The 1,002-nt window shown below is 63.0% G+C and carries 1 protein-coding gene; it reads left to right on the top strand.

Annotated elements, in window-relative coordinates:
• Nucleotides 1-1,002: Gp37-like protein (locus LX12_RS21825; protein ID WP_443741624.1), on the top strand; the 1,002-nt coding region annotated here is incomplete at both ends.

The following is a 1,002-nucleotide window of genomic DNA, read 5'->3' as shown; positions in this document are numbered from 1 at the left end:
GCTCAAGTACAACGACACCGGGGCAATCCACCTCGAGCTGCCCATCGACATGGAGTCCGAGCAAGGCAAACGCAGAACCTTCCTCGCTCACTGGGCGCTGGACCAGGAGTCCCGCGGCACCAGCAACATTCACGTCATCGTCAAGAAGGATGGGGCGCGGATCGGTGGGCGCACTGATCCGGAGAAGGGCGTCACTCTTCACCGCTCCAAGGACGGCGACAAGGTTGTTCTTGAGTTCCTGGAGGACACGCAGGAACTGAAACACGTCCACATGGCGGCGTCGCCCTTCCTTCCCGTCTCTCTTGTGCAGCAGCCGAAGGTGCAGTTTCTGTGGGCGCCGGTCGACTGGGGCGGGTTGGCGACTCTCGGCTGGAACATGCTGCGGGTGCAGGGTACGAACTTCAACGTCAACAACGACCTGTTGGACCCGGCGAACCATTCGAGTGGGTTGTGGGCGCAGACGCAGATCGTGCCGATGCCCCGCCCCATCGGGTCATCCGTCGCGCCGACGACGATCATCACCGGCAACATCAAGCAGTCGTGGTTCGACGTGATGGCGCCGATCCTCGAGGACGCCGAACTGATGATCAAGACCCGGCGGTTCTTGAAGGGTGATCCGGAGCCGTGGCCGGGGGCGGGCACGAACTGGCGTCAGGGGACGCTGTTCGTCGACATCGTCGACAAGTCTGGGTGGCAGGCCGGCACTTCACTGGGCGGCAACCTGGCGACCGGTTTGTTGCGGTCGATCGCGAACGTCACCTCCAACTATGTGGAGGATTCGTACGATCTGATCACCGGGCAGCCGGTCGACACCACCGGCTACAAACTGCCCGGGTTCCTGAGCACTCAACCCCCGCACCCGTATGTGGTGTACCGGGATGGCGACATCACCGGGGTGCAGGACTTTCAACTCACCCGGGGTGCTGGCGGTCCGTGCCGTATCACTGCGGGCGGGCAGTCGATGCCGGGTGTGAACGAATTGTTTGAGGCGGCCATCGGGTA

The sequence above is a fragment of the Williamsia serinedens genome, from assembly GCF_024171725.1.
Taxonomy (GTDB): Bacteria; Actinomycetota; Actinomycetes; order Mycobacteriales; family Mycobacteriaceae; genus Williamsia_A; species Williamsia_A serinedens.
Note: the sequence above shows the minus strand (reverse complement) of the source record. Positions and strands in the feature narration are given on the sequence as shown.